Here is an 18147-nt window from a genome sequence, read left to right on the forward strand (position 1 = left end):
CCCCTCCCTCCAGCTACTTGGCGTCGCTGACTACCGGTACAAAGTAACACCGACTACCGGTACTTAGCAACAACGAATAGTCCCCCCTGGACCTCATCTGTGGTCGTGGAGGAAGGCGGGGATGTCGGCGCGGGTCGGGTAGTTCGGCAGGGGCGACGGGCCGCCCTGGAGGAACGCGGTGATGACGGCGGCGGCGCGCTCGTTGTTGTCGTCGAGGCCGTTCCACATGCGGTGCCCTACACCGGGCATGTAGTGGGTTCGCTCGATGGCCGGGTGGGCGGCGAGGATGCCGGTCTGCCACTGGCGAATCTGTGAGGAGCATTCGGCGATCATCAGCATCGACGGGGTCCGGGTGCGGCTCAACCCGGAGGCGATGGAGGGCGAGTCCCGGATCGTCTGCTGGATCCGGAGGCTGGCGGCGGCGTTGAAGGAGAAGTTCTCCGCGGTGTCCTCGGTGGGGATGCGGCCGGCGTCCCGCGCGCAGTAGGCGGAGGCGGTGTCGCTGCCGAGATCGGCGGCCTTGAAGGCGTTGACACCTTCGGCCTGCGTGATCAGGCCGGTGTCAGGTGGCAGGAGCCCGAGCTGGATGAGGCCGAGCGCGACGGCGTACCGGGGGACGCGCGTCGCCCGCGCTCCGGTCGGGGCCGGGGCGAGGCCGCGCGCGGACGGTCGCCCCTGCGGCCCGCTGATCAGCGCGGTGGGGCCGTCCATGGGGCCGGGTTCGGCGATGATCGCCCGGTGCACGCGGGCGGCGGTGTCCGGGGCGGCCAGGGCCCGGGTGAGCACGATCGCGCCCGCGGAGAAGCCGAGGACGTCGGCCGGCCCCTTGCCCAGGCGGTCGACGAAGGCGGCGAGGTCGCGTACGGATCTGGAGATCGTGTACTGCTCCATGGGGAGCAGGTCGCTCCGCCCGCCGCCGGCGTGCTCATAGGCGTACACGTCGTAGCCCTGATCGGCCAGGAGTCGCAGGAACCGGTGGTCGAGCACGGAGATGGAGCGGACGGGCCCGCCGTGGAGGTAGACGAGCGGCCTGGGGCGGCGGGTGGCGCCGGCGGAGGGGGGATGGCGGTAGACCGCGACCCGGCTTCCGGTGCTCAGGCTCCAGCGCTCCGTCGCTACGAAGGGCAGGTCAGGCGGGTACTGCCGGGTCGTGGGAACGGTGGGGACGCAGACCGACGCGGTGAGCGCCGCGGCGGCGGCCACCGGGACGAAGGGCCACAGCCGACCCGGCCAGGCACGGCCCCGGCCGCGCCACAGTGCGGCGATGACGCCGGCTGCGAGGACGGTCAGCCAGGCGGCGAGCCCGGAGCGCGCGCCGTCCGTCAGGACGACGAGGGCGAGGAACAGCCCGGCCAGCCCCACCACGGCGAGCAGAGCCAGGATCAGCCGGCCGAGGAGGCGAAGGGGAACGGGAAGAGACATGGAGTTTCCAAACGTTGTTTCAAAACAATGTTTGGAAACGCTACCAGCTCGGCTAGGCTGGCCGTCGTGGGAAGGCCGAGAACGAACGACGACACCGTGAAGGACCGTCTCATCGAGTCCGCGACCGAGATGTTCGCCACCCGCCCACGGGAGTCGATCACCATCCGCGCCCTCGCCGCCGCCGCCGGGACCGCGACCGCCGCGGTCTACTCGCTGTTCGGCGGCAAGGACGGGCTGATCGCCGAAGTGCGCGACAGGGCGGTCGCCGGACTGTCGCAGAAGCTGTCGGCGGTACCGACCTCCGACGACCCCGTCGCCGACCTCTACGCGCTGGCGGTCGCGTACCGGCGATGGGGACGTGAGCACCGCCACCTCTACACGGTGTTGTTCGGCGGCGTGCAGAGCTTCGATCCGTCCGGCGACGTGGGCGCCGCGGACCCCGTCAGGCCGCTCATCGAGGCGATAGACCGCGCTCGATCGGCATCCGCACTCTCGGGTGACGCGACCTCCATCGCGCTCTCCCTCTGGGTGACCCTGCACGGCCTGGTGACTCTCGAACTGGCCGGGGCCCTCGACACCGCCACGGCCGAGACCACCTTCCGCTCGGCGATCCCCGCCGCGCTGCGCGGCTGGGCGGTGGTCCCCCGCGACCCCCTTACCGGCCTGCCCGGTGGACGGTGAGAGAGCCGTACCTCGACAGATGCGCCGCGACGTCCACCGGCCTGTCGCGCAGGGTGGCGTCCAGGAAGACGGCCGTGGCCTCGACGGTGAGGCGCGGTCCCCCGTCCCGGCCCCGCGAGCCGACCAGCGAGGGCAGCGGCGGCAGGTAGAGCGGCGCGTCGGTGAAGGTCAGGTGGGCCGCGCCGCGGACGATCACGTGGTAGCCGGTGGCGGTGCCGAGCTTCAGCACCCGCGTCAGGCGCGGGATGTAGTCCTGGTTCTCGCCCGGATCGACCGGATGGGTGAGGGCGAGGAACGGCTGGTGGAACGGTCGCGGGTCGGGGTCGTGCGGGTAGCCGTCGAGGTTGATCACCGCCGCGAACCGGGGGTCCTGGTGGGCGGCCTGCAACGCGGCTCCGCCGCCGATGGAGTGCCCGGTCGCCGCCGCCCGGCCGGTGTCGAGGCGGCCGGTCAGTGTGCCAGGGCCCGGCGGGTCGGGGATCTCGCCCCGGTCGAGCCGGCCGAGCTGGGTGAGCACGAAGCTGAGGTCGGCGGCGCGCACCGCCGTCCACCCGGCCGCACGCCGGGCGTCCTCGGCCGGATCGCCGGTGGCGGCCACCCGCGTGCGCACCGTCCGGCCGCCGGTCAGGGTGACGGCGGCCGAGTCGTACGGGTGGTCGAGGGCGGCGACGACGTAGCCGCGACCGGCCAGCTCCTCCGCCCAGGCGGTGTTCTGGGTGCGGACCCCGCCCAGGCCGGGTGAGAACACCACGACGGGCCACCGGCCCCCGTCTGCGGCCGGAGCCCCGGGCACCGCGTGCGACCTGGCCTGCGGCAGCTCGTCCAGCAGGAAGCCGGGCACGCCGAGATAGCCGGTCAGCCCGCGGGCGACGGCCCGCGCCTCCCGTTCGGTGCGGCCGAGATACCGCGCCCGCTCCACGCCGGCGGGGCTGGGCCGCGCGGGGTACCAGAGCTGGACCACGACCGCGCGCCGGTCGTCCGGCTCCGCGGTGGCGGTCTCGGGCCGGTCGGGGTCGGTCCACCCCAGGACGGTCGTCCCGACGGCGTACGGGCCCGACGGCGCGGGAAACACCGGCCTGGGCAGCGCCCACGCCGCCGCCACGCCCGCGGCGACCAGCCCCGCGCAGACCGCCGTACCGGGAACGGCCAGCCACCGGGGCGCCCGCCACGCCGGACGTCCGCCACGCCGTCGCAGCAGGGGCGACACGGCGAACGGCGCCGCCAGCAGACCTCCGGCGAGGATCGGCACGAGTTGCCAGCGCACGCCGGTCACCAGCAGCGCCGCCCCGGCCGGCACGAAGACCGCGACCGCCGCCCACGTCACCGCGCGGCGCGCCCGGGACGGCGCCCAGCGGGCCGGCCCGAGAGCGGCGGCGCCCGCCACCACCAAGATCTCCAGAAGCGTCATGCGCCCATCGTCGGAGAGGTGACCGCGCCACCGCATCGGCCCATCGTCCGGACCGGGTGCCACCCAGGTCGCACCGCGGTGTCCGACCCGGGTCGCACGCCGCCACGGCGCGGTCACGGCGCGGTCACGGCGCTTGAGTGGTCCGCGGTCGGTGCCGGGACCGCTCATGCCGGTCAGCTCTGCCTGACGCCGAGGACAACTACAGTGGCCCGCATGGTGGAGAAGCAAGGACTGCGGGAGCGCAAGAAGCAGCGGACCCGGCAGGCACTGATCGAGGCGGCGGCGCGCCTGTTCGAGGACAGGGGCTATGACCACGTGACCGTGGCCGAGATCGCCGACGCCGCGGAGGTGTCCCCTCGCACCTTCTTCCTCCACTTCCAGACCAAGGAGGACGTGCTGCTGGCCGACGCCGACGTGCGCGTCGACCTGGCGCTGCAGGCCATCGCCGAGCGCCGTGCCGAGGAACGGCTGCCCGAGGTGCTCGTGCGGGCGGTGGACCAGATGATCGCCGACACCTGGGACGGCGATCTGCACAGCGGGCTCGCGGCTCTGCGGGCGCAGCTGGCCGCCTCGGTGCCGGCGCTGCAGGCGCGGCTGCTGCAGCGGTACCTCACCGCGCAGAGCGAGCTGGCCGAGGCACTGCGGCGGGCGTTCCCCGGCAGGCTCGACACGATCACGGCCTCGGCCCTGGTCGGCGCGATGGTGGGCGCGGTCAGCGCGTCCGCGATGACCGCCCTGCAGCGCGGCGACGGGCCCGACGAGGTGCGGGACGCCATGCGACAGGCCATGGCCCTGGTGGCGCGGTCCGTCGCCTGACCGGTGGCCGTCGTCCTCGGCGTGTCAGGTCCCCCCGTCGGTGTCAAGTCTCCACGCTGAGAGGCGGCCGTCAGCCGAACGGCTGGGCGATCTGGTCGAGCACCTGGTCGGTGATCTCGCGCAGCGTGCGCGTCTCGCCATCGGCGATCCACCGCTGGGTTGCGACGCGCAGCCCGGCGAGGAACGCGGCGGTGATCACCTCGGCGGCGACCCCGCCGGCCGCCCGTCCGGCCAGCGCCTGGGTCAGCTGGGTCTCCAGCCGCACCCGGCTGGCCAGCTGCCTGGCGAGCAGTGACGGGTGCCGCTTGGCCAGCTTGGTGCGGATCAGCCAGTCGCGGTCGGGACTGCCGTCCTCGTCGAAGAGACACTCCAGGGCCCCGCGCAGCGCCCGCCAGGCCGACAGCTGTGCCGGCTGGTCGCGAACGTGCTGCACCAGCTCGCCGAGGCGGCGCTCGTCGCCGTAGAGGAGCGCGTCCTCCTTGCTGTCGAAGTAGTTGGAGAACGTCCGGCGCGAGATGTTGGCGGCGTCGGCGATGGCCTCGACCGTGACGTTGTCGAGGCCCAGCTCCACGGCGAGCCGCAGCGTGGCCTCGTGCACCGCCTGGCGCGTCTCGGCCTTCTTGCGTTCGCGCAACCCCACTGTGGCGTCCATGATGCGGGCAAGCTTACCCGAACGGAATAAATGCCCAATGCGCAAATTTGCTCACTGGGAAGGTAGGGTGTCCGAGTTGCCCGCAGTGCCCTAACAGCCGGAGGTTGCGCATGACCGCACAGACGGCGACGCCGTCCGTGGCCGAGCCGATGACCCATCGTCAGATCCTGGAGCCCCTCAGCGGCCTGCTGCTGGTCCTGTTCGTCGCGATGCTCAGCGGCACCGTCGTCTCGGTGGCGCTGCCGCAGATCATCGGCGCGCTCGAGGGCAGCCAGTCGCAGTACACCTGGGTCGTCACCGCGTCCCTGCTGGCCTCGACCGCGTCGACACCTGTCTGGGGCAAGCTGGCCGACCTGTTCGACAAGAAGCTGCTGCTGCAGATCTCCATCGTGATCTTCATGGTCAGCTCGCTGGCCTGCGGCTTCGCCCAGGACACCGGGCAGCTCATCGCCTTCCGCGCGGTCCAGGGGCTCGGCATGGGCGCGCTGCAGATCCTCGCCCAGGTGGTCATCGCCGCGATGATCAGCCCCAAGGAGCGCGGCCGCTACAACGGCTATCTCGGCGCCGTCATGGCCGTGGCCACCGTCGGCGGTCCCTTGCTCGGCGGGCTCATCGCCGACACCTCCTGGCTCGGCTGGCGCTGGTGCTTCTTCATCGCCGTGCCGTTCAGCGTCGCCGCCTTCGCGCTGCTGGCCAAGACCCTGCACCTGCCCACCGTGCGCCGCCCGGACGTGAGCATCGACTACTGGGGCGCGACCCTGATCGCGGCCGGCGTCAGCGTCCTGCTCATCTGGGTCACCTTCGTCGGCAACGACTTCGCCTGGCTGTCCTGGCAGACCGCGGCCATGGCCGGCGGCGGCGTGCTGCTGCTCGCCGTGGCCACCTGGGTCGAGTCGAAGGTCAAGGAGCCGGTCGTCCCGCTGCACGTCATCAGCAGGCGCACCCCCGCCCTGGCCATCATCGCCAGCCTCTCCGTCGGGATGGCCATGTTCGGCGGCGCGGTCTTCCTCGGCCAGTACTTCCAGATCGGCCGCGGCTACGGCCCCACGGCCGCCGGTCTGCTGACCATCCCCATGATGGCGGGCGTGCTGGTGTCCTCCACCGTCAGCGGCCGGATGGTCTCCCGGAGCGGTCGCACCAAGCCGTACATCCTGACCGGCCTGGTCGTCCTGCTGCTGGGGTTCGCGGGCCTGGCCACGATCGACCACGAGACCTCGATCGTGCTGATCTCGGTCTACATGCTGGCCGTCGGCGTCGGTGTCGGCATGTCCATGCAGAACCTCGTCCTGGTCATCCAGAACACCGTCCCGCTGCGCGAGATCGGCGCCGCCAGCGGCGCCGTCACGTTCTTCCGCTCGCTCGGCGGCACCGTCGGCGTCTCGGTGCTCGGGGCCATCCTGGCCAACCGGGTCGCCGCCCACATCACCGAAGGCCTGGCCAAGGCCGGCATCCCCGTCACCGAACGCGCCGCGAGGGGCAGCCTCAACCTCGCCGCGCTGCCCGAGCCGGTCAAGGCGATCGTCCGGGCCGCCTACGGTGACGCCACCGGCCACATCTTCCTGATCTCGGCCGGGATCACCGTCGTCGGCCTCGTCGCGGCCGCCTTCCTCAGGCCCGCCGTGTTGCGCGACAGCCTGGACCTGCCCGAGCCCGCCGCGAAGGAGGCCCGGACCGGCGCGTGACCGGCGGCCGTCGACGCCACCGTCGCCGTCCGCATGGGCGGGATGGAGCGCCTGGTCCAGGAGGACGCGGCACTGGTCGGGCAGTCTCGCAAGCCCTCCGCCTGACGCCCCCCTCGCCGCGACAACGGGATGCAACCTGCGTGCAAGCGCTCCCCTGTTACCTGACGGGGCACGAACCCGACCGGCGAGCGAGGAAGACGCTGATGATGCGCAAGGGAATGCTGCTCCCGATGGGAGTGGCCGTGGAGGTGATCGGCGCCGGCGTGCTGGCCGCCGGGGTCGCCGGGATGTTCATGTGGCCGATGCCGGGCTGGGCGGTCACCGCCTTCACGGTCGGCATGGCGCTGACGGTTCCCGGAGCGTTCCTGCTCGTGTGGGGCCTCACCAGCCGTGCGATGGGCAGGGCCATGGCGGGCTTCGACGGGGCACCGGCGCGGCCGGGCGGGGCCGGCGGGCTGTTCGGGCTGCTCAAGGACATGGCCGGTGGCGGCAACCACGATCTCCTGGCCAACGGCGTGCGGGCCGGCGCGGTCGTCCTCGCCATGCGCGACACCGGCGTGACGGTCAACGACCAGCCCGTGGTCGCGTTCGATCTGGAGGTGCACCCCGCGGACGGGGAGGCCTACCGGCTCGCCCACCGCGACTCGCTGCCCCGCCTCCTGGTGGGCGCCGTCCTCCCGGGCGCCCGCCTGCGCCTCTTCGTCGATCCGCACGACCGCGGCCGTGTCCGCATCGACTGGGAGCAGGCCCCGGCGCAGGGCTTCCCCCCGGCGGGAGAGCGGGTGTCGGCCGCCGACATCCTCGCCCGGGGCGTACCCGCCGTGGTCACCGTCCTCGGTACGTTCTCGACGAACGGGATGACGGCCGACAACGGCGATCCCATCGTGGGGCTGCTTCTCCGCGTGGACGGCCCGCACGGCCCGTACGAGGTGCGCCTCGCCCACCGGGTGCCGCCGCACCACCTGGCCGGCCTCCTCCCCGACGCCCGGCTCGTCGCCAGGGTCGCCCCCGAGGACCCGCAGAAGGTCGCCATCGACTGGGACGGGGTGCACGCCGCCGGCCGAGGGCGCTGAGCGCTGCCCCGACCGGAGCCGGGGAATACTGGCGTCATGGGTGGCGACGACACGGCAGGAGGTCAGCGCGCGAGGCCGGCAGGTGAGGTTGTCCGCCGCGTGGTGGCGTGGGCGCATGCCACGCGGGTGAGGCGCCTGCTCGCCCGCGGGTTCGATCCGCACACCGCCCAGTCGCGCGAGGCGGGGGCCCTGCGGGAGCTCGCCCGCCTCATGTGGGCGGCCCCTGAGGACAGCCGGGAGGCCCGGATCGCCGCACGGGCGGCCGACGAAGCCGCCGCCGACCCGTTCGCGCTGCGGGAGTTGCTGGCCGAGTTCTGCGCGCAGGCCGTGGGCGGCGTCCACCGCCGCACCGACTTCTCCCGGCTCCCACCCCGCCGCGTACCACCACAGATCACCGCCTTCCTTCTCGAACCCGTGGACGGCGCCGTTCACCAGCCGGGCGTACGGGCTGTCGCCTACCTGGACGCCCCGGAGCTCCCCCTCCCCGGGCCGGTGCACGGGTCGCACCGCGACCTGGCTGAGTGGCTCGTGCACGCGGCCAACGCCGAGAGCCCCGCGGAGACCTCCTTCGGTCCGCTGTCGGGCCTGCTGGCCCGCACCGACCAGCCGCACCTCCTGGCCGCCCTGAGCTCGGCGTTCGTCTCCGGGGTACGCGACGGGGCTCACCACGCGACGCACCCGGACGCGCGCGAGCAGCCCAGGCCGTACCTGCTGTGGCGCGAGACGGAAGCGGCCCCCACCCTGCTCACCCGGATGCTGCGGGCCAACCCGCACCTCCCCCTCCTGCCGCCGGCGGCCGGGAAGGACGACCCGCCCCGGTTCGCCGGAGCCCACGCGGTGCTGCTCGCCCTGTTGAGGGACCGGCCGGACCTGGCCGGCCCGATCGCGCGTGCCACGGACGCGAGGAAGCTCGTGGACGCGCTGGCTCAGGGTGTCCTGCAGCCGGGTCCGCCCGAGATCGCCCAGGGTTGTCGCCGGCTGCTGCGGCGGCTGGACGACTCCGCGGCCCGGGACGAGGCGTGCGGGCGCGCCCTGGCCGGCGACGACCAGGAGATGCGCGCCGCCGTCGCCGAGGCCGGATACCTGCCCTCCATGCTCGACGAGAGCGGGCGCGCGGCGTTCCTCTTCGCTACGGAGCAGTGGGAGCGTTATGACGCGGCCGACCCCCGCGGCCTCCTGGTGACCGGCTACTTCGCCGACGTCTCGTCCCGGCCCGCCGGTGGGGAATGGTGGTGGTGGACGCTCAAGTACGCCGTCGTGACGGCCGCGGCCCGGTCCGGCCGGCCCGCTCCCCTGCCTGCGCCGCCCACGACACCCTCCCCCTCGCGCCGGAAGGGGCCCATCGGCAGCTGGCCGACCAGCTACACGGGCGGGTTCGGCAGCCACTGAAGGAGCGGCCGAACCCGCGAAGGATCATGCGCGGGTGGCCCCGGGCCGGCAGGCATCCCGGGGCCGACGGCGCGGCAGAGGCTCGCGCGTTGACGTCGTGTGCCTCAGGGACGGCGGGTCACCAGGCGCGGGTCCGCCCGACCCACACGTTGCGGGCGCGGAAGTAGGTGTTGCCGGTGGGGCCGGGCTGCTGCGCCCAGTCGGCGTCGCCGGGCTCACCGGAGGCGTAGGAGCCCATCTGCAGGTTGATGATCAGCCGCTGCGGGATGCCCGCCCAGCCGACTCCTCGATGGGTCGCCTTCCAGACCCCGTCGAAGTAGTAGTCGAGCATGACGTCGTCGCCGTCCTTGTACATCCAGACGCGGTACTTGTGCCAGGCGTCGGGATTGGCGACCTCGACGCGCTCCCGCTCGACGACCTCGCCTCCGTTCGCGTCCTTGCTCCAGGTGTTGAAGAGGTTCGTGGAGTCCCCGACGTACTCGAGGATGTCGGTCTCCGGCGGCCAGGCCGGCCAGGTGCCGGTGGTCCAGAAGGCCGGCCAGATGCCTCGGCCGGTCTGCGTGCGGAACTCGCCCTCGATGTCGTACTCGGGAAACTGGTCGTTGACGAGGATCTGCTCCTTGGCGTGGACCGCGCCGGAGCGGTACCACAGTGGAGCGTTCGGCGCGTGCGGGCTGGTCCCGTCCGGCGCGGCCAGCCGGGTCGCCGTCAGGGTCAGCACGCCCTGGCTGAGGGAGACCTGGCCGGCGTGCATCCGGGCGGCGCCGTTGTGGGTGTCGGCGTCGCCCTCCCAGGGGTAGAGGTAGTTCCATTCCTGGTTGAAGGCCGACAGGCTGGAGAAGGAGGACTTCTCGATGAGGTTCTCCCACGTGGCTCCGGCGCGGCGGGTGCGGTTGGCGTCCGGAGGCGTGGCGTGTGCCGCCGAGGGGCCGAGCGAGAGCCCCAAGGACAGACCGCCGGCGGCCGCCACCGCCGAGGTCAGCAGCCGGCGCCGGTTGAGCCCTTGTTCGGACATGTTCGTTCCTTTCCTCGATCCCTGAGCCTGGACGGTGGCGGCCGGCGCCCTGACGCGTGTCGGCTTTGCCGCAATCTGTCCTCATCCGGGGGAATGATCATGGTTAGGCGGGATCAGTATGGCACCGGCTTCCACGGAGGGAAGGAAAGATCGTCAAGTTTCGGGCTCGGGTGTCGCCGGGGCTCACGACTCCTCGACATCCGGCCCCGGTGGCATCGTCGTACCGGCTGACAGCAGCCTCTCCGCCAGCGCCCGACAGCGCTCCCCGAGCTCCGGAGGGTCGAGCACCTCGAAGTCGTGCCCCAGCAGGAGCACGTGCATGAGTACGAAGTCGAGGTTGCCGGCGCCGCTGACCACCTCGCACCGCTCGCTCCCCCGCTGTCGTACGACGGCCGCCGACGCCGGAACCTGCGCGCGCACCGTGTCGGCGGGCGCGTGCACGAGGAAGCGCGCCTGGTGCGGGTAGACCCGGCTCGCCACGCTCTCCTGCACGTACGTGGCCGCGTCGGGCGCAGCGCGCGGGCGGAAGCGCCAGGCCCGTGCCGACACGTCGGTCATCCGGTCGACGCGGAAGCTGCGCCAGTCGTCGCGATCGAGGTCGTAGGCCAGGAGGTACCAGCGCCGGTCGGAGGCGACCAGACGGTAGGGCTCGACCCGCCGCCGGCGCACCTCGCCCCCTGACGGGTAGTCGAAGCCGGCCTCGACCTCGTCGCGGCAGGCTCTGGCGAGCGTCATGAGCACCTCGGGATCGACCGGCGTACGGGCCACGCCGAAGGACTCCACCGCGCCGGACAGTGCCCGCACCTCGTGCCGCAGCCGGGTCGGCAGCACCCGGTCGAGCTTGGTCAGCGCCCGCAGAGCGGCGTCGCCGGCGCCGGCGACCGCGCCGCCCGCGCCGGCGAGCAGCGAGACCGCCGTGGCGATCGCCTCCTCGTCGTCGAGAAGCAGCGGCGGCAGGTCCCGCCCCGCGCCGAGCCGGTAGCCACCGCCGACACCCTGGCCGGCATGCACCGGGTAGCCGAGCGCGCGCAGCCGCTCGACGTCACGCCGGATCGTGCGCGGTGTCACGCCGAGCCGGTCGGCGAGCTCGGGGCCGGTCCAGACCTGGCGCTGCTGCAGCAGCCCCAGCAGGGTGAGCACCCGCTCCGTCGTGCCCCGCTCGGCGCCGCCCGCGATGTCCACGTCACTCACCCTGCCACAGATAGCGGACCGATCCTGTCCGCCAGAGGTGTCAGGGTAGCCCCATGGATGCAGACGGACTCGACTGGAACCGGACCCTGCGCGAGCAGTGGGAGTTCCACTGGAACCATCAGCTGCGAGCCCGGCTCGACGGCCTCACCGACGACGAGTACTTCTGGTCACCCGTGCCGGACGCCTGGAGCGTGCGGCCACGCGGCAGCTCGGCGGCGCCCGTGCAGGCCGGCGGCGGGGACTTCACCCTGGACTACGCCTTCCCCGAGCCGGTCCCCGCGGCCTTCACCACGATCGCCTGGCGACTCGGTCACGTCATCGTCGGCGTCCTCGCCTTGCGCAACGCGGCGCACTTCGGCGCGCCGGCGGCGTCGTACGAGTCCTGGGAGTACGCCGGCAGCGCCGCCACCGCGCTCGACCAGCTCCAGACGCAGCTCGACGTCTGGCTGGCCGGAGTGCGCGGCCTCGGCGAGGCGGGGCTCCGGGTCCCCGTCGGCGCGAAGGAGCCCTACCCGGAGGCGTCCATGGCGGACCTGGTGCTGCACATCCACCGCGAGCTGATCCACCACCTGTCCGAGGTCTGCCTGCTGCGCGACCTCTACCTGCACACGAAAGCCGCCACGAACGGAGCCACCCGATGAGCCGCCACATCCAGGTCACCTTCGACGCCCACGACCCCCGGGCGCTGTCGTCCTTCTGGCGCGACGTGCTGGGCTACGTCCACCCCGCCCCGCCGGGGGTCGAGCTGCCCGCGGACGCGGACCCGCTGGCCGCGTGGGACGACTTCCTCGCCCGAGCCGGCGTACCGGAGGAGCAGCGCAACACCAACTCGGCCGTCGAGGACCCGGACGGGCACGGTCCACGGCTGTTCTTCCAGCGGGTCCCGGAGGGCAAGGTCGCCAAGAACCGCGTCCACCTCGACGTCCGCGCCGCACCCGGGCTGCGGGGCGAGGAGCGGATGGCGGCCCTGGAGGCCGAGTGCGACCGGCTCGTCGCGCTGGGAGCGAAGCGGGTGCGTCGCCACGAGCCGGCTCCCCCGCTGAGCGCCGGCTTCATCGTGATGACGGACCCCGAGGGCAACGAGTTCTGCCTGGACTGACGCGGCTCGTCGCGGTCGCGGAAGCCCGGACCGGTCGAAGCGGCCGAGGCGGCCGGTCGGCTACCGCGACGCGTGGCGCTCGGGCGTGTCCTCCTCGGTGGAGGTGTCTCCGAGCGACTCGAGGAGGCCCCGCAGCAGGCCGGTCAGCCGCTCCCGTTCCTCCGGCGCCAGCCCGGCGAGCAGGCGCACCTCGTTCGCCACATGCGGCCCGACGATCTCGTCCACCATCGCGCGGCCCTGATCGGTCAGGCGGACGCGCACCGAGCGCCGGTCCTCCTCGTCGGGCAGGCGCTCGACGAGCCCCCGGGCCGCCAGGCGGTCGATCCGGTTGGTGACCGCGCCCGAGGTCACCATGGCGGCCCGGTTCAGGGCCCCCGCCGTCAGTTCGTACGGCGGCCCGGACCGGCGCAGGGTGGCCAGCACGTCGAACTCCCAGCGCTCGAGGCCGTGCCCGGCGAAGAACTCCTTCAGCTCCCGGTCGAGCAGCCGGGACAGCCGGGTGATCCGCCCGACGACCCCCATGGGCCAGACGTCGACGTCGGGACGCTCCCTCCGCCACTGGGCGAGGATCTGATCTACGACGTCGCTCATCGGCGGGGCCTCTCTCGGCGAACAATCTCAACGTTCATCTACTCGGCGGAGAGGATTCTCTCACGCGGCGCGGCGCGCCTCCCCGGCGAAGAGCACGGACGGGGCGGAGGTGAAGTACGGCCTCCATCCTGGTATTCGCAGAGGCCGATGCGGCCACCGGATGTGTCCGACAGGATGATCACATGGCTGTGCAGAACCGCAAGCGGTGGAACCACAACATCCACTACCACCCCCGCGTCCTGCGCGCGGTCCCCGACGGCGCCCGGCGCGCCCTCGACGTCGGCTGCGGCGAGGGCATGCTCGCCCGCGAACTCCGGCGCACGGTGCCCCACGTCACCGGCATCGACCTGGACGAGCCCAGCATCGGCCAGGCCCGAGAGCAGTCGGACGACGTCGAGTACGTCCTCGGCGACTTCCTCACCCACCCCTTCGAGCCCGCCTCCTTCGACGTCGTCGCGTCGGTGGCCACCCTGCACCACATGGACGCCGCCGCGGGGCTGGCCCGCATGCGTGACCTGCTGCGCCCCGGCGGGGTCCTGGCCGTCGTCGGCCTGGCCCGTAGCACCATGCCCGGCGACCTGCCGCGCGACCTGGCCGGCGTCGCCGTCGGCGTGTGCCACCGCGTGGTGAAGGGTCTCTGGCAGCACCCGTCCCCCACGGTGTGGCCGCCGCCGGTGACGTACCGGCAGATGCGGGCGCTGGCCGCCGACATCCTGCCCGGCTCCGAGTATCGCCGCCATCTCCTGCTGCGCTACAGCATCATCTGGCGCAAACCGCGGGACTGAGCGGCGCCCGCCGCATGAACGCCGGGCAGCGCTACGGCCTTCGCGACGACGTCTGAACCACCCCGTTCGCGGCCGGAACACCGTCATCCGGCCACGCCTCGGTCCGCTTCTCCAGCCGGCCGCCTCGGGGCAGGGCGACGGCCATGACGGTGCTGGGGATGTCCAGCGCGATGCGGTGCCATCGCCCGCGCGGGACGATGACGGCGGTTCCGGCCGTCAGCCTGATCTCTTCCTCCTCCTGCCCCGGCCGCTCCGGGCGAAGGAAGAGGCGGAACTTCCCGATGAGGCAGCACACGACCTTCTCGCCCTCGGGGTGGACCTGCCAGTGGTCGGCGTGGACGTCGGCGCCGGTCTTCGCGTGGAAGGCCGACACCTGCCAGCCGTCCTGTTCGGAGTCCGTCGATCTTCGCCCGGCATGGATGCCGCCGCCCTGGTGAAGGTGGAGAAGGGACGTGAAGAGATCGATCGGGGTGATGGTCATGCCGATCCGGCCTGTCTGCTCGTCACTGTCACTGACCTCTTGGATGGTGGGAGGTACCCGTGACCGCAATCGTCGTCCGGTCGCCGTTCGGAGACATCCTGCGAGCGAAGTCGTTCGCCGCTACCGCACCGGGTGCACGACCCGCCAGGCTACGACCCAGGGAGTATCACGCGTCAGGCGGCTTTCACTCGAGCGGCAGGGCGTGCCGTTCGGCAACCTGGCGGATCTTCTCCAGCGGGTACGGCGTCTTCCTGCTCTCACTCTGCAGGCCGTGGTAGAAGTCGTTCAGCACGGTGGCCAGCGGGCTGTGCCGCGACAGTAGCGCGGCGACCCCGCCGGGCACGCCGGTCGGCCGCTTTCCCGCCGCCCATGTCCGCACCAGTTCGCGACGCTCCGGCCAGCCGACGCCGTGGAAGGCCCCGGCCAGCCAGTTCACCAGGTACGTCAGCGTGTAGGTGCGGTCGAAGGTCAGGTGCCGGCGGCAGAAGGCCTGCTCCTCCTCCGACAGGTCGAACCGGGGCGACACGGCCTGCCCGAAGTCGGTCACGTAGAGGCGGCGCCCGTCGGTGAGGATGTTCTCGAAATGCGCGTCGAAGTGCAGGAGGCCGCCCGCGTTCATGAACGACACGGCCTCACGCAGGCCCTGGTCCACCAGGGCGCACGCGCGGTCGGCGTCGCCCGCGCGCACCCGCTCGTCCAGCCACTGGTGCAGGCTGCGGGGAAAGTACTCCAGGAAGAGCGTCAGGCTCGCCGGAGCCCCTGCCAGAGCTTCGAGGCGGCGGCGCACGCCCGGCGCGCCCTCCCAGAACGTGACCGCCCGATCGATGTCGGCCAGCCCTCCGTACAGCGGGGCGGGCTCGGCGTTGGGCAGCACCCGCCAGTGATACAGCAGCGGGAAGCCGGGGAACCGGCCGGTCAGCACCCACTCGGTGGTCATCCTGTGCGCGGCCAGCTCGCGCCAGGCGCCGAAGCCGGGCGAGCCGATGCCGTACTGGCAGAAGGGCGGCAGCCCGAACAGGTCGGCCGTCGAGTGCGGATGGCGCAGGTCGGGCTCGGTGAGGGGCACGCGTTTGACGAAGACCGAGGCGCCGCCGACCTCGAGCCGCGCGGACGTCCCGCCGATGCCGGTGCCGAGGGACACGGCCTCGCGCTCCAGCAGCTCGGCCAACTCCCGGTCGCCGTAGCGAGCCATGGCCGCGGAAACGTCACGGTGGGTGATCAGCCGCGCGTCCGTCATCATGATCACCCTACCGGCCGATGAGGGCTTGACGGCGCGTGGTTCGTCCCATCGCCCTTCCTGGCGCCGCTTCGTCTGAAGCGGATGTCGCATTGCCCTCCACGACAGCTGGTGAAACACATGTCCGTCCATCGGCGAAGGAGGGCGACCGTTCACGCTACCGAAGGCAGACAATGACACGAAAGATCTGGATATGTCCGCAATGACCCGGGCGCTTCCGGACCAGGAGGTCACTGACGCGGCGATCATCGAGCAATCGTGGCAGGACCCGGAACGCTTCGCCGCGGTCTTCGACCGCTACTACTTCCAGATCCACGGGTTCGCCGCACAGCGGTTGGGGCCGAGCCTCGCGGACGACGTGGCCGCGGAGACGTTCCTGGTCGCGTTCGACCGGCGTGGCCGCTACGACCTGTCGCGTGAGGATGCCCGGCCCTGGCTGTACGGGATCGTCACCAACCTGATCGCCCGGCATCATCGGGCGGAGGCCAGGCGGTATCGGGCGCTTTCCCGGACGCCTCCCACGCAGGCCGACGACGGCCACGCCGACCAGGTCGCGGGCCGTGTCGACGCCCAGGTGCAACGGGTGCCTCTGATGGCGGCGCTCGCGAAGATCCCCCGCTCCCACCGTGAGGTGCTCCTGCTCATCGCCTGGGGCGGGCTGAGCTCCGAGGAGGCGGCCGAGGCACTGGGCCTCACCGGCGCCGCCGTCCGGACCCGGCTGCACCGGGCCCGCAAGACCCTGCGCGCCTCACTGAACGGCGCCGAGCCGACAACAGCCGGAAAGGACGGTTGACCATGGACGACATCGAGATGCTGCACGCGGTGCGCCCGCAGCCCGACCCTCCCTCGCACGCCGCCTGCACGGCCGCCCGCGCGGCCCTCCTGGAACGCGCCGGCAGCCCGTCGCCCACGGCGCGCCGGCGCACCCCCTGGCGGCGGGCGCGATGGATCCTGATCCCAGCGGTCGCGGCGGCCATCGCCGCCGCGCTCGTGATCGTGCCGGGCCGGGTCGGCGACTCCCGGCCGCCGGTCATGAGTGCGCGTGACGTCCTGCTCGTCGCCGCCGACACGGCCGAGCGCACCCCTGAGGGGGCCGGGACGTACTGGCACATCACCATCACCAACGAGGCGGCTGAGACCGAGGAGTACTGGTATCGGCGCGACGGTCATTTCTGGATCAAAGGCAAGGGGCTGAAGGGGGAAGGCAAGCTCTTGGAGTGGCCGATGAAGCCTCAGCCTTTCGCGGTGGGGCCGCTGCGCATGACCTTCGAAGAGTTGCGGTCACTGCCCGCCGACGACAAGGCCCTGTACACCCGGCTCTGGTCGGCCGTCCCCGGAAGCGGTGTCCGCCCCAGCGGAGGGCCGATCACGGCTGCCGAGCAGGACGGCCTCGCCATGGAGGCGCTGATCTCGCTGATCAGTGAGGCGCCGGTCTCGCCCCAGGTCCGTGCCGCCGCCTATCAAGCGCTCGCCGCACGTCCCGGAGTCATCGATCTCGGCGAGACCGATGGCGGGCGGCGCCTGCAGGTCCCCGTGGCTCTCGGGAAGGGCACCATGGTCGTCGACCCGGACACCGGGCGGATCCGCGAAACCTCCGTATGGGCGCCCCTCACAGGCGGAATGGCCTATGACCTGGACGGCATGCGGACGATCCGCGCCGAGTGGACGGACCAGCTCCCGTCCGGGTGAAGTGCGCTTCTCCTCGAGGAGCGCCTGTGTCTGGTCGCCTGCCACGGAAACCCCCTGGGTACCACCTGCGAAGATGGCGCCATGCTGCAGGCTTGTCTCAACGGTGCTCGAAGCCGTGCCGAGTGTTCCCATCTGCCGGTGACCGCCGACGAGCTGGCGGCGGCGGCCCGTGAGGCTGTCGCCGCCGGCGCCGAGGACGTCCATCTGCACCCCAAGGACCGCGACGGTCAGGACACGCTGGAAGCCACCGCCGTCGCCGCCGCTGTGAGCGCGGTGCGGGTTGCTGTCCCGGGTATCCCGGTTGGGGTCACCACCGGTGCATGGGCCACGGCAGACCCTCAGGTCCGTGCCGCGCAGGTCCGCGCCTGGACCGTGCTGCCCGACCACGCTTCCGTGAACTGGCACGAGGACGGCGCCGCCGATGTCGCCGCGGCCTTGCTGGACCGGGGGGTCGGCATCGAAGCCGGCATCTACTCCGGTACTCCCGCGGCACAACGGTTTCTGGGCTGGCCCGGATCTCGCCGAGTCCTGCGTGTCCTGGCCGAGATCACCGAGGCCACCCCGCAGGACGCGCTCCATGCCGCAGCCGGCCTGCTCGATGAACTCGAACCGGCTGCCGCGCCGATTCTCCTGCACGGCGAAGACACCACCGCGTGGCCCATCCTGCGACTTGCGGCCTCCCGCCGGCTGGACGCCCGCATTGGCCTGGAAGACGTGCTCCACCTCCCCGACGGCGCCCCCGCCCCGGGCAACGCCGCCCTCATCCGCGTAGCACGCGAGATCATCCAGCACACGCGCAGGACACTCCTCAGCGAGTCGTGATCACGTGCTCTGCGTGAGTTCCGTGATCCAGATCATGGAGGCGCGGAGGCGGAGTCCGGCTTGGTAGCTCTCGGCGCAGCAGGCTGGGCCGCACGGCGGCCTTCACCGGGCGGC

Annotated in this window: 19 protein-coding genes; 11 read left to right on the forward strand and 8 right to left on the reverse strand. The window is 72.4% G+C overall.

Annotated features, from left to right (window positions below; translation table 11 throughout):
* Window positions 1–93: 93 nt before the first annotated feature.
* Window positions 94–1422 (reverse strand): alpha/beta hydrolase, encoded by a 1329-nt coding sequence (locus CXR44_RS41890; RefSeq protein WP_101790786.1) that lies wholly within the window; start codon window positions 1420–1422, stop codon window positions 94–96.
* 66 nt (window positions 1423–1488) lie between these two features.
* Here CXR44_RS41890 and CXR44_RS36860 point away from each other — a divergent pair, with 66 nt between their 5' ends.
* Window positions 1489–2103: a TetR-like C-terminal domain-containing protein gene (locus tag CXR44_RS36860; protein WP_101790787.1), complete on the forward strand. Its 615-nt coding sequence runs from the start codon at window positions 1489–1491 to the stop codon at window positions 2101–2103.
* Here CXR44_RS36860 and CXR44_RS36865 read toward each other — a convergent pair.
* Window positions 2078–3511, reverse strand: coding sequence for an alpha/beta hydrolase family protein (locus tag CXR44_RS36865; protein WP_101790788.1), 1434 nt, complete (start codon window positions 3509–3511; stop codon window positions 2078–2080). The genes CXR44_RS36860 and CXR44_RS36865 overlap by 26 nt on opposite strands.
* 213 nt (window positions 3512–3724) lie before the next feature.
* Between CXR44_RS36865 and CXR44_RS36870 the strand changes: the two genes are divergently transcribed.
* Entirely contained in the window at window positions 3725–4327 is a 603-nt protein-coding gene (locus CXR44_RS36870; protein ID WP_101790789.1) for a TetR/AcrR family transcriptional regulator, read from the forward strand.
* Window positions 4328–4397: 70 nt separating this feature from the next.
* Here CXR44_RS36870 and CXR44_RS36875 read toward each other — a convergent pair whose 3' ends face one another.
* Window positions 4398–4979, reverse strand: coding sequence for a TetR/AcrR family transcriptional regulator (locus tag CXR44_RS36875; RefSeq protein ID WP_101790790.1), 582 nt, complete (start codon window positions 4977–4979; stop codon window positions 4398–4400).
* Window positions 4980–5089: 110 nt separating this feature from the next.
* Between CXR44_RS36875 and CXR44_RS36880 the strand changes: the two genes are divergently transcribed.
* From CXR44_RS36880 to CXR44_RS36890, 3 genes are all read left to right on the forward strand, one after another.
* A complete protein-coding gene (locus CXR44_RS36880; RefSeq protein ID WP_101790791.1) occupies window positions 5090–6661 on the forward strand; it encodes an MDR family MFS transporter in 1572 nt (523 codons plus the stop codon).
* A 203-nt stretch (window positions 6662–6864) separates the two neighbouring features.
* Window positions 6865–7734: a hypothetical protein gene (locus CXR44_RS36885; protein WP_101790792.1), complete on the forward strand. Its 870-nt coding sequence runs from the start codon at window positions 6865–6867 to the stop codon at window positions 7732–7734.
* A 126-nt stretch (window positions 7735–7860) separates the two neighbouring features.
* Window positions 7861–9123: a hypothetical protein gene (locus tag CXR44_RS36890; RefSeq protein WP_144070219.1), complete on the forward strand. Its 1263-nt coding sequence runs from the start codon at window positions 7861–7863 to the stop codon at window positions 9121–9123.
* Between the two features lie 118 nt (window positions 9124–9241).
* Here CXR44_RS36890 and CXR44_RS36895 read toward each other — a convergent pair whose 3' ends face one another.
* A complete protein-coding gene (locus tag CXR44_RS36895; protein ID WP_101790794.1) occupies window positions 9242–10138 on the reverse strand; it encodes a glycoside hydrolase family 16 protein in 897 nt (298 codons plus the stop codon).
* 183 nt (window positions 10139–10321) lie between these two features.
* Window positions 10322–11320 (reverse strand): helix-turn-helix transcriptional regulator, encoded by a 999-nt coding sequence (locus CXR44_RS36900; RefSeq protein ID WP_101790795.1) that lies wholly within the window; start codon window positions 11318–11320, stop codon window positions 10322–10324.
* Window positions 11321–11382: 62 nt separating this feature from the next.
* Here CXR44_RS36900 and CXR44_RS36905 point away from each other — a divergent pair, with 62 nt between their 5' ends.
* Both CXR44_RS36905 and CXR44_RS36910 read left to right on the forward strand, forming a co-directional pair.
* A complete protein-coding gene (locus CXR44_RS36905; protein ID WP_101790796.1) occupies window positions 11383–11970 on the forward strand; it encodes a DinB family protein in 588 nt (195 codons plus the stop codon).
* Entirely contained in the window at window positions 11967–12428 is a 462-nt protein-coding gene (locus tag CXR44_RS36910; RefSeq protein WP_101790797.1) for a VOC family protein, read from the forward strand. Before CXR44_RS36905 ends, CXR44_RS36910 begins: the two co-directional genes overlap by 4 nt.
* A 60-nt stretch (window positions 12429–12488) precedes the next feature.
* Here the strand turns inward: CXR44_RS36910 and CXR44_RS36915 are convergent, their stop codons facing one another.
* Window positions 12489–13019, reverse strand: coding sequence for a MarR family winged helix-turn-helix transcriptional regulator (locus CXR44_RS36915; RefSeq protein WP_101790798.1), 531 nt, complete (start codon window positions 13017–13019; stop codon window positions 12489–12491).
* Between the two features lie 182 nt (window positions 13020–13201).
* On the opposite strand from CXR44_RS36915, the gene CXR44_RS36920 reads away from it, so the two are divergent.
* A complete protein-coding gene (locus tag CXR44_RS36920; RefSeq protein ID WP_101790799.1) occupies window positions 13202–13804 on the forward strand; it encodes a class I SAM-dependent methyltransferase in 603 nt (200 codons plus the stop codon).
* A 31-nt stretch (window positions 13805–13835) separates the two neighbouring features.
* Here the strand turns inward: CXR44_RS36920 and CXR44_RS36925 are convergent, their stop codons facing one another.
* Window positions 13836–14285, reverse strand: coding sequence for a cupin domain-containing protein (locus CXR44_RS36925; protein WP_219602232.1), 450 nt, complete (start codon window positions 14283–14285; stop codon window positions 13836–13838).
* A gap of 184 nt (window positions 14286–14469) precedes the next feature.
* On the reverse strand, window positions 14470–15525 hold the full coding sequence (locus CXR44_RS36930; RefSeq protein WP_180903884.1) for a protein kinase family protein: 1056 nt from the start codon (window positions 15523–15525) through the stop codon (window positions 14470–14472).
* Window positions 15526–15715: 190 nt separating this feature from the next.
* Here CXR44_RS36930 and CXR44_RS36935 point away from each other — a divergent pair, with 190 nt between their 5' ends.
* From CXR44_RS36935 to CXR44_RS36945, 3 genes are all read left to right on the forward strand, one after another.
* Window positions 15716–16315, forward strand: coding sequence for an RNA polymerase sigma factor (locus CXR44_RS36935; protein ID WP_101790801.1), 600 nt, complete (start codon window positions 15716–15718; stop codon window positions 16313–16315).
* A 2-nt stretch (window positions 16316–16317) separates the two neighbouring features.
* Window positions 16318–17211, forward strand: a complete 894-nt coding sequence (locus CXR44_RS36940; RefSeq protein ID WP_101790802.1) for a CU044_5270 family protein — start codon at window positions 16318–16320, stop codon at window positions 17209–17211.
* Between the two features lie 81 nt (window positions 17212–17292).
* Window positions 17293–18033, forward strand: a complete 741-nt coding sequence (locus CXR44_RS36945) for a 3-keto-5-aminohexanoate cleavage protein (protein WP_101790803.1) — start codon at window positions 17293–17295, stop codon at window positions 18031–18033.
* Window positions 18034–18147: the final 114 nt, after the last annotated feature.

Source organism: Nonomuraea indica, assembly GCF_002850745.1.
GTDB lineage: Bacteria > Actinomycetota > Actinomycetes > Streptosporangiales > Streptosporangiaceae > Nonomuraea > Nonomuraea indica.

What these genes read in the sequence shown, in the direction of transcription:
- CXR44_RS41890 (WP_101790786.1), bottom strand. Translation starts at nt 1,422, where the DNA reads ATGTCTCTTCCCGTTCCCCTTCGCCTCCTCGGCCGGCTGATCCTGGCT.
- CXR44_RS36865 (WP_101790788.1), bottom strand. Translation starts at nt 3,511, where the DNA reads ATGACGCTTCTGGAGATCTTGGTGGTGGCGGGCGCCGCCGCTCTCGGG.
- CXR44_RS36870 (WP_101790789.1), top strand. Translation starts at nt 3,725, where the DNA reads ATGGTGGAGAAGCAAGGACTGCGGGAGCGCAAGAAGCAGCGGACCCGG.
- CXR44_RS36875 (WP_101790790.1), bottom strand. Translation starts at nt 4,979, where the DNA reads ATGGACGCCACAGTGGGGTTGCGCGAACGCAAGAAGGCCGAGACGCGC.
- CXR44_RS36880 (WP_101790791.1), top strand. Translation starts at nt 5,090, where the DNA reads ATGACCGCACAGACGGCGACGCCGTCCGTGGCCGAGCCGATGACCCAT.
- CXR44_RS36885 (WP_101790792.1), top strand. Translation starts at nt 6,865, where the DNA reads ATGATGCGCAAGGGAATGCTGCTCCCGATGGGAGTGGCCGTGGAGGTG.
- CXR44_RS36895 (WP_101790794.1), bottom strand. Translation starts at nt 10,138, where the DNA reads ATGTCCGAACAAGGGCTCAACCGGCGCCGGCTGCTGACCTCGGCGGTG.
- CXR44_RS36905 (WP_101790796.1), top strand. Translation starts at nt 11,383, where the DNA reads ATGGATGCAGACGGACTCGACTGGAACCGGACCCTGCGCGAGCAGTGG.
- CXR44_RS36910 (WP_101790797.1), top strand. Translation starts at nt 11,967, where the DNA reads ATGAGCCGCCACATCCAGGTCACCTTCGACGCCCACGACCCCCGGGCG.
- CXR44_RS36915 (WP_101790798.1), bottom strand. Translation starts at nt 13,019, where the DNA reads ATGAGCGACGTCGTAGATCAGATCCTCGCCCAGTGGCGGAGGGAGCGT.
- CXR44_RS36920 (WP_101790799.1), top strand. Translation starts at nt 13,202, where the DNA reads ATGGCTGTGCAGAACCGCAAGCGGTGGAACCACAACATCCACTACCAC.
- CXR44_RS36925 (WP_219602232.1), bottom strand. Translation starts at nt 14,285, where the DNA reads ATGACCATCACCCCGATCGATCTCTTCACGTCCCTTCTCCACCTTCAC.
- CXR44_RS36930 (WP_180903884.1), bottom strand. Translation starts at nt 15,525, where the DNA reads ATGATGACGGACGCGCGGCTGATCACCCACCGTGACGTTTCCGCGGCC.
- CXR44_RS36935 (WP_101790801.1), top strand. Translation starts at nt 15,716, where the DNA reads ATGTCCGCAATGACCCGGGCGCTTCCGGACCAGGAGGTCACTGACGCG.
- CXR44_RS36940 (WP_101790802.1), top strand. Translation starts at nt 16,318, where the DNA reads ATGGACGACATCGAGATGCTGCACGCGGTGCGCCCGCAGCCCGACCCT.
- CXR44_RS36945 (WP_101790803.1), top strand. Translation starts at nt 17,293, where the DNA reads ATGCTGCAGGCTTGTCTCAACGGTGCTCGAAGCCGTGCCGAGTGTTCC.